General features: G+C 64.5%; 7 protein-coding genes and 1 pseudogene. 1 reads left to right on the forward strand and 7 read right to left on the reverse strand.

Annotated elements, in window-relative coordinates; translation table 11 throughout:
• The 7 genes from QOC89_RS31730 to QOC89_RS31760 all read right to left on the reverse strand — a co-directional run.
• Window positions 1-769, reverse strand: a 769-nt coding sequence (locus QOC89_RS31730) for an ABC transporter ATP-binding protein (RefSeq protein ID WP_323048664.1), incomplete at its 3' end; no start/stop codon positions are given.
• A gap of 4 nt (window positions 770-773) precedes the next feature.
• A complete protein-coding gene (gene nikC, locus QOC89_RS31735) occupies window positions 774-1,688 on the reverse strand; it encodes a nickel transporter permease (RefSeq protein WP_323048665.1) in 915 nt (304 codons plus the stop codon).
• A gap of 58 nt (window positions 1,689-1,746) precedes the next feature.
• A complete protein-coding gene (locus QOC89_RS31740; RefSeq protein WP_323048666.1) occupies window positions 1,747-2,826 on the reverse strand; it encodes an ABC transporter permease in 1,080 nt (359 codons plus the stop codon).
• 79 nt (window positions 2,827-2,905) lie between these two features.
• Window positions 2,906-4,510 carry an ABC transporter substrate-binding protein gene (locus QOC89_RS31745; RefSeq protein WP_323048667.1) on the reverse strand — a complete coding sequence of 535 codons (1,605 nt, stop codon included), beginning with the start codon at window positions 4,508-4,510 and terminating at the stop codon, window positions 2,906-2,908.
• Window positions 4,511-4,569: 59 nt separating this feature from the next.
• Window positions 4,570-5,133, reverse strand: coding sequence for a D-alanyl-D-alanine dipeptidase (ddpX, locus tag QOC89_RS31750; RefSeq protein ID WP_323048668.1), 564 nt, complete (start codon window positions 5,131-5,133; stop codon window positions 4,570-4,572).
• A 16-nt stretch (window positions 5,134-5,149) separates the two neighbouring features.
• Window positions 5,150-6,037, reverse strand: coding sequence for a sap1 transcriptional regulator SapR (sapR, locus tag QOC89_RS31755; RefSeq protein WP_323048669.1), 888 nt, complete (start codon window positions 6,035-6,037; stop codon window positions 5,150-5,152).
• Window positions 6,038-6,171: 134 nt separating this feature from the next.
• Window positions 6,172-7,071 (reverse strand): DMT family transporter, encoded by a 900-nt coding sequence (locus QOC89_RS31760; RefSeq protein WP_323048670.1) that lies wholly within the window; start codon window positions 7,069-7,071, stop codon window positions 6,172-6,174.
• 115 nt (window positions 7,072-7,186) lie between these two features.
• Here QOC89_RS31760 and QOC89_RS31765 point away from each other — a divergent pair.
• A pseudogene (locus QOC89_RS31765) lies at window positions 7,187-8,218 on the forward strand (PLP-dependent aminotransferase family protein); the annotation flags it as partial.

Below are 8,218 nucleotides of genomic sequence, written 5' to 3' on the forward strand. Positions count from 1 at the left end.
TATAGGGATGTTGCGCATGAAGCAGATCGCGCGCCGCGCAGGTTTCGACCACACGTCCCGCATACATCACGACGACGCGGTCGCAGAACGACATGACGAGCGGCAGGTCGTGACTGATCAGGATCAGGCCGGTGTCGTGCTTCGCGATCATTTCGTCGAGGATGGCGAGCACCTGCACCGAGACCAGCACGTCGAGCGCGCTTGTCGGTTCGTCGGCGACCAGCAGGCGCGGGCCCGACGACACCATCATCGCGATCATCACGCGTTGTCCCATGCCGCCGGATAGCTCGTGCGGCCAGGCGTCGGCAACCCGCTCCGGATTGCGGATATGCACCGCGGCGAGGGCGTCGACGATCTTCTCGCGCATCGCCTTGCGGCCCAGCTTCGGATCGTGCAACGCGAATGCTTCGCGCATCTGCTGCGCGACGGTCATCACCGGATTGAGCGAATACTTCGGGTCCTGCAGGATCATGCCCATTTGCTGCCCGCAAAGACGGCGGCGTTTGCGAGGCGGCATCGCGAGCAGATCCTGACCCTCGAACCGGAGCGCCTTCGCCGTGCAATGCGCGGCGGGCGGCAACAGGCCGAGCAGCGCGCGGCCGGTCAGCGATTTGCCCGAACCCGATTCGCCGACAATGCCAAGCCGTTCGCCCTTGTTGACAGTCAGAGAGAGACCGCGCACGGCATCGCTCAGTTTGCCGTCGTGACCGCGAAAAGCCACATGCAGGTCGTCGATTTCGCACAGCGGGTGGCTGGAAATTACTGCCATTTTTTCAGCCTCCATGACGGGGATCGAAGACGTCGCGCAGACCGTCGCCGAGCAGATTGAACGACAGGCTCACGAGCAGAATCGCCAAGCCGGGAATGGTCGCGACCCACCAGGCGTCGAGCAGGACATTGCGGCCCGACGCCACCATGAAGCCCCATTCCGGACTGGGCGGTTGCGCGCCGAGGCCGAGAAAGCCGAGCCCGGCCACCGTCAGAATGATGCCGGCCATGTCGAGCGTGGCCCGCACGATCACGGACGACGAACACAGCGGCATCACATAACGCAGCAGCAAACGCAGGCGCGACGCCCCTTGCAGACGCGCCACGTGCATGAAGTCGGCCTGCACGATGCGCAGCGTTTCGGCGCGCGCGAGTCGTGCATAAGCCGGCCATGCGGTAATCGAAATGGCGATCACCGCATTGATGACGCCCGGGCCGAGCGCGGCGGCGAAGGCGAGCGCCAGCACGATCTTGGGAAAGGCCAGCGCGATATCGGTGATGCGCATCAGCACGTTATCGATCCAGCCGCCGAAGAAGCCGGCCGTGGTGCCCACCAGCAAACCGACCGGCACGACGATCACGACGACCAGGATCGCGATCGACAACGTCAGGCGCGAGCCGTAAATCAGCCGCGAGAGAATGTCGCGCCCGAGCTGATCGGTGCCGAGCCAGTGCGACGCGGAGCCGGGCGGCAGCAAGCGGTCCGCCAGCACCTGTTGCAACGGATCGTGCGGCGCGAACCACGGCCCGATCGCCGCGACGACGATCAGCAGCGCCAGAATCGCGAAGCCGAACACCGATAGCGGATTGCCGGTGAAGCGCCGCCAGCGCCGGTAAGCGAGCCCGAGCGCGGCCTGTTTGCGCGAGCCGGGCGTGTCGCTCAGGAGCCAGTCTTTCCAGTGTCGGGGCGGGGCGTTCATCGGCCGATCCTGCGGTGAATCGTGGGTGGAAGGGAGCACGGCGTCGATCTCCGGAGCATCAGCGGGCGCGCGGATCGAACACGCGGTACAGCGCGTCGGTCAGCAGGTTGAGGGCGATGAAGGTGATGCCGATCACGAGGGTGCTGCCGAGCACCGCGTTCATATCGGCATTGAGCAACGCGCCGGTGAGGTAAGAACCGATACCGGGCCACGCGAAGACGATTTCCGTGAGCACCGAGCCCTCGAGCAGATAGCTGTAGGCGAGCGCGATTACGGTAAGAAGCGGCACGGCGATATTGCCGAACGCATGCCGCCAGATCACGCGGCGCTCCGGCAAGCCTTTGGCGCGTGCCGTGGTGATGTATTCCTGGCTCAACTGGTCGAGCATGAATGAGCGTGTCATCCGGCTCAGATAAGCCACCGAGTAGTAGCCGAGAATCGCCGCGGGCAACGCGATATGCGAGAGCGCGTTGAGAAACACGTCCCATTCGCCGGCGATCAGCGAGTCGATCAGCAGGCTGCCTGTGCGGGTGTCGACCATCCCGTCGAACACCGGATCGATGCGGCCCGGACCGGACACCCAATGCAGCTTCGCGTAAAACAGCAGCAAACCCATCAGGCCGAGCCAGAAGACCGGCACCGAACTGCCTATCAAGCCGACGAAGCGCGCGACATGATCGATCCAGCGGTTATGGCGGACCGCGGCGATCACGCCGAGCGGCACACCCACCAGCACGCCGAGAATCGTGGATAGCGTGGCCAGCTCGAGCGTGGCGGGGAACACGCGCTTGATATCGTCGATCACCGGATTCGCGCTCAGCAGCGACATGCCGAGGTTGCCGTGCAACACATCGCGTACATAGATCAGAAATTGCACTACGAGCGGCTTGTCGAGGCCGAGTTCGATGCGCATCGCGGCATAAGCCTGCGCGGAAGCGCGATCGCCGAGCACGGCCAGCACCGGATCGATCGGCACCTTGCGGCCGATGACGAAGGTCACCGCCAGCAGGCCGATAAATGTGATCAGCAGCGTCAGCACCCAGCGCAGCAGAAGCAGGGTTCCACGTACGCTGCCGTGACCGGCGGAGAACGCGCGTACGCGCTCCAGCGTGGTGAGGGGGGTGATGGGAGTCGACATGGTTAGGTTCCTTGCCTGAAGCGCGGCCACGACGCGGCAATCCATCCCCGCAAAAATACCGCGCTTCAGGCTCTGGCGCTTACTGCTTCTTCAGATCACGATACGACACGAGGTCGTTGATCGGGCCGACCTCGAGACCGCTCACGCCCGGACGATACGCCACCTGCGCGACCTTCTCGAACATGATGACGAACGGCGACTTCGCCAGGACTTCCTTCTGCATGGCCTGATACATCTGCGCGCGTTTGGCGGTCGACGATTCGGCAAGCGCCGCGTTGGTTTCCTTCGTCAGCTCGGGAATGTCCCACGCATTGCGCCAGGCGAGCATCTTGTAGCTCGACGCGTCGCTATTGTCCGGATTCCACGTGAAGCCCTGCGCGTTGCTGTGCGGGTCGATATAGTCCGCGGACCATTCGCCGATATAGATATCGTGCTGACGGGCGCGATATTTGGCGAGCGTCTGTTTGTTGTCGCCCGGAATGATCTCGACCTTGATGTTGGCCTGCGCGAGATTGGCCTGGATCGCCTGCGCGATTTCGTTGTACGGATAGTCGTTGCGCACGTCCATCTTCACCGTGAAGCCGTTGGCGAGTCCGGCTTTCGCGAGCAGGGCTTTGGCTTTGGCGACGTTCTGCTGATAGGGGTTCACATTCAGCGCGCCAAGGAAGCCTTCCGGCAGGAAGGTCTCGTGCACCTTGTAGGTGGATCGAACGACGTGATCCTGAATGCCGTTGTAGTCGATCAGCCATTTCATCGCTTCCTGCACCTCGGGTTTGGCGAGGTTCGGGTTCTTCACGTTCAGGCCGAGGTACATCAGCGTGGCTTGCGGCACCGGCGTCACGCGGGCTTTGCCGCTTTTGCCGAGCGTGGCGAGGTCGTCGGGGCTCAGATCGCGCGCGACGTCGACGTCGCCATTTTCCAGCAGAAGACGCTGGCTCGACGCTTCCGGCACATGGCGCAACACGATGCGTTTCATCGCGAGCGGCAAGCGATAGCCGTCGAAGCGTTGCAGCACGATGCTGTCGTTGGCGGTCCACTTGACGAGCTTGTAGGCGCCGGACCCGGCCTCGTTGGTGCGCAGCCAGTCGTTGCCGAAGTCGTTGCCCTTCTGATGCGACATCAGCAGCTTCTGGTCGAGCACCGAAGCCGGCCAGGAACCCAGCACATTGAGCACGAAGGTCGGTGCGTATTTCTGATCGGTCGTGACGCTCACGGTCGTGTCGTCGACTTTCTTCACGCGCTGCAGCACGTTGTCTTTCGCCAGACCAATGCCCTGCAGCACCGCTGCCGGTCCTTTGTCGAGCAGCACGGTGCGCTGGATCGACCAGGCGACGTCGTCGGCCGTCAAAGGATTGCCCGAATGGAACTTGAGGCCCGGCCGGATCTTGAACGTGAAGGTGAGGCCGTCGGGGCTGACCGTCCACGATTGCGCGACGTCGCCGTTGAATTTCGACGGGTCGCGCAAGTCGACACGCACGAGGCGGTCGTAGGTATTCGCCACATATTCTTCCGGCACGAGCTCGTAGACTTCGCCTGGATCGAGCGTGGTGAATTCATCGAGCAGCGTGGCCATGACGAACATGTCTTTCGGCGTGGCCGCCTGAGCGGGACCGCCCGCCACCGACAGCGCCAGGGCGGACGCGACGGCGGCCACCGCCAACGCATTGCGCAAAACCAGTTTCATACTCGCTCCGTGAGGAATGTGAACAGCCAGGGAAGAGGGGCACTGCAAAGGCGAACGGCTTACATCAGGCGCAGCGGACCGCTCCCGCTGTTGTCGATCAGCGGCAACGCGCGCGAGCCCGGCAGCTCGTAGTGCCACCATTCGCTCTTGATGTGCGTGAAGCCGGCGCCATGCATCACGCCGAGCAGCAGCGTGCGATTGCGTTGCACGTGCTCGGGCAAGCCGGGATGGAAGTGCTCGGACTCGATCGTCATGGCGTCGAAGCCCGTGCCCATGTCGAGCTCCTCGCCGTTCGCAGCGACGAGCGTCAAGTCGAGCGCGGTGCCGCGGCTATGGTTCGAGCCGCGGCTGAGGTCGGCGACATAGGTCGGATCGGGCAGGAAATCCCACAGCACCTGCTGCGCTTGCGGCGGACGGTAGGCGTCGAAAATACGCAGCGTCGTGCCGATATTGCGCGCGAGTTGCACGGCCTGGCGCAGCGCCGCTTCGGCGGGTTCCAGCAGCAGGCAGTGCGCCGCCTTGTAGATCGGCTTGCCGGTGAGATTGCGCGGCGTGGCGTACACGAGGTCGATGTCGACGCCGTGCGTGGCCGGCGTAATTTCGATGAGTCGGTGGTCGTTCATGGCAGTGAAGTGAGGTTCAAAGATCGAACTGGTTGAGTTCGCCTTGCAGCTCGCGATTGCGGGCCACGCGCTCGTCGAGCGTCGGTCCGAGCCGCTCGACGATCGCGCTGATCAGCAGGTTGAAGAGGCAGGTGAGCGGGGCGAGCGAGTCCCAGAACTGGCCGACGTCGGTCTTGACCTGCAGAAGGTCGCCCGCAAAGTCTCTCGCCCACGGGCAATAGATATCGGTGACGAGCGCGAAGGGCAGGCCGCGGCGCGTGGCGGCCTCGCAATAGCGGCGCGCGATCATCGAGTAAGCGCGCGTGTCGGTGACGATCAGATACGGCGACGCGAACTCGGAGTTCAGCGAATCGACGTACGAACCCGACATGCCGTCGGAATAGAACACCCGCGGGCGGATGTATTCGAGGTAGCTATAGAACGCGTTGCTGATCCCGCGGGTCGACTGAATGCCGAGGATATAGACGGCGTCCGCGTTCGAAATGCGTTCGGCCACGTGCGCGAACATCGGCGCTTGCGCGAGTTGATAGACGTGCTGGATCGCCCCGATTTCGAGTTCGAGCGAACGGGCGAGGGCGGGATTGGGAGTGGGTGCGCCGGCCTGGGCTGCATCGCCTTGCTCGCTCGCCACGCGGCGGAATGCGTCGAGCCGGTCCGTGATCATCCACGGGCGCTCCTGCGTGCCGCGCAGTTCGCGTTTAAGATCGTCGAGATTCCGATAGCCGACGCTGCGCAGGAACCGGCCCACCGAGATGCCGCTGGTGCCCGCCTGCTGTGCGATCTGATCCGCGGTTTCGAGGCCCAGCCGGTCGAGATTGGCGAGCAGATAGCTGGCAATCCGCTTGGCGGTGGGCGTGAGTTCGGCGAAGCGGGCTTCGACGGTTCGGGCGAAAGCAGTCGGCATCGGGCGCTGATCTGGTTAGTAGCTTGTCATTTGGCCAAACAATGACACGTATCTAACAAAACCAATAAACTCAGCGCCAGCTTAAAAAAATTATCGACAAGTTTGTTCGATAGGATTTAGCTGAACAATGGCCGCTACGCGGCGGGTCTTGCCTGCGCCGCCGCCGGTTTCGTTCGCGAGAAGCGCCGCGCACCCGCCACGCACCCGACCACCACGACCGTCACGAGAATCATCGCGGGGGGCACCTCCTCGTGCAACAGCAAGCCGGCCAGCAATAGGCCGAAGAACGGTTGCAGCAACTGCAACTGCCCGACCCCCGCGATGCCGCCGAGCGCCAGTCCGCGATACCAGAACACGAAGCCGATCAGCATGCTGAAGAGCGACACATACGCGAGCCCCCACAGCGCCGCGTGGCTCACGCCTTCAAACGAGGCGGGCCGCGTCCACCAGGCAAGCGGCAGCATCAGCGGCAGCGACAGCACCAGCGCCCACGAAATCACCTGCCAGCCACCGAGGTGACGCGACAGCCGCGCGCCTTCGGCATAGCCCAGGCCGCAGACGATGATCGCCGCCAGCATCAGCGCATCGCCGATCGGCGACGCATCGAGGCCATGGCGCAACGCGAAGGCGACCACCGCGCCGCTGCCGAGCGCCGAGAACAGCCAGAACGCCGGCTGCGGGCGCTCGCCGCCGCGCAGCACGCCGAAGATCGCGGTGGAGAGCGGCAGGAGGCCGACGAACACCACGGCATGCGCGGCGTTCACGTGGCGCAGCGCAAGGGCGGTCAACAGCGGAAAGCCGACCACTACGCCGAGCGCGACCACGACGAGCGGGATGAGATCGCGCCGCGCGGGCCGCGCCTCGCGAAACACGAGCAGTAGCAGCAGTCCCAGCGTGCCTGCGATGGTCGCGCGGGCGACCGTGAGAAACACCGGATCGAGGCCTTGTACGGCGATGCGCGTGGCGGGCAGCGAGCCGCTGAATATCAACACGCCCACCATGCCGCTCACCCAGCCGTTCGTTGTCTTGTCCATCGAAAGAGTCCATGCACATTGAAATGGAACACCTAGCATCCGCTTTCGGGCTGCCAAGGGTAAGCTACGGATCAGTACAATTCACCCAAACTGTACCGAACAAGGAGCAGTACAGATGGCGGAAAGCGATAACAACCGGGCTGCCGCGGGCGCCCATACCGGCACGCGGGTCGGCACGGTGATGGACAGCTTGCGCGAGCGCATAGCGAGCCGTTCGCTGATGCCGGGCGCGCGCGTGCCGTCGATCCGCATGATGACCGAGACGCTCGGCGTGTCGAAGTCGACGGTAGTGGAAGGATACGACCGGCTGGTCGCGGAAGGCGTGATCGTGGCACGGCGCGGCTCCGGTTTTTTTGTCTCGGGCCATGCGCCGCCGCTCGCGCTTGCCGATCTCGGACCGCGCCTCGATCGCGAGGTCGATCCGCTGTGGCTCACGCGGCAGTCGCTGGAGGCGGGCGCGAAGGTGTTCGGCCGGGCTGCGGCTGGATGCCGCCGGCGTGGCTGCCGGAAGACGGCGTGCGCCGCGCGCTGCGCGCCGTGGCGCGCGACCGCCAGGCGCCGCTGGCCGAATACGCGAGTCCGCTGGGTCTGCCCGCGCTGCGTCAGCAACTCGCGTGGCGGCTCGCGCAACACGGTGTGGAGGCGCCACCCGAGCAGATCGTACTGACTGACGGCGGCACGCATGCGCTCGATCTGGTCTGCCGTTTTCTGCTCGAACCCGGCGACACGGTCCTGATCGACGATCCATGCTATTTCAACTTTCAGGCGCTGCTGCGCGCGCATCGCGCCCGCATCGTGGGGGTGCCTTATACCCCGTCCGGGCCCGATCTGGCGGCATTCGAGCGGGCGCTGATCGAGCATCGCCCGCGGCTCTACGTGACCAATTCCGCGGTTCACAATCCGACCGGCGCCACGCTCGCGCCGGCCATTGCGCACCGGCTGCTGAAACTGGCGGGCGAGCACGATCTGCTGATCGTCGAGGACGATATCTTCGCCGACTTCGAAGACGAGCCGGCGCCGCGACTCGCGGCGTTCGACGGTCTCGCGCGCGTGGTGTCGATCGGCAGCTTTTCGAAGACCTTGTCCGCGGCCGTGCGCTGCGGCTACATCGCGGCGCGCAGTGAATGGGTCGAACCGCTGATTGACC

The organism is Paraburkholderia sp., from assembly GCF_034668105.1.
In the GTDB taxonomy this organism is placed as follows: domain Bacteria; phylum Pseudomonadota; class Gammaproteobacteria; order Burkholderiales; family Burkholderiaceae; genus Paraburkholderia.

Bases quoted from the DNA above. Each gene is read 5' to 3' on its own strand.
- QOC89_RS31740 (WP_323048666.1), bottom strand. From the start codon at position 2,826: ATGTCGACTCCCATCACCCCCCTCACCACGCTGGAGCGCGTACGCGCG.
- QOC89_RS31760 (WP_323048670.1), bottom strand. From the start codon at position 7,071: ATGGACAAGACAACGAACGGCTGGGTGAGCGGCATGGTGGGCGTGTTG.
- QOC89_RS31745 (WP_323048667.1), bottom strand. From the start codon at position 4,510: ATGAAACTGGTTTTGCGCAATGCGTTGGCGGTGGCCGCCGTCGCGTCC.
- sapR (WP_323048669.1), bottom strand. From the start codon at position 6,037: ATGCCGACTGCTTTCGCCCGAACCGTCGAAGCCCGCTTCGCCGAACTC.
- nikC (WP_323048665.1), bottom strand. From the start codon at position 1,688: ATGAACGCCCCGCCCCGACACTGGAAAGACTGGCTCCTGAGCGACACG.
- ddpX (WP_323048668.1), bottom strand. From the start codon at position 5,133: ATGAACGACCACCGACTCATCGAAATTACGCCGGCCACGCACGGCGTC.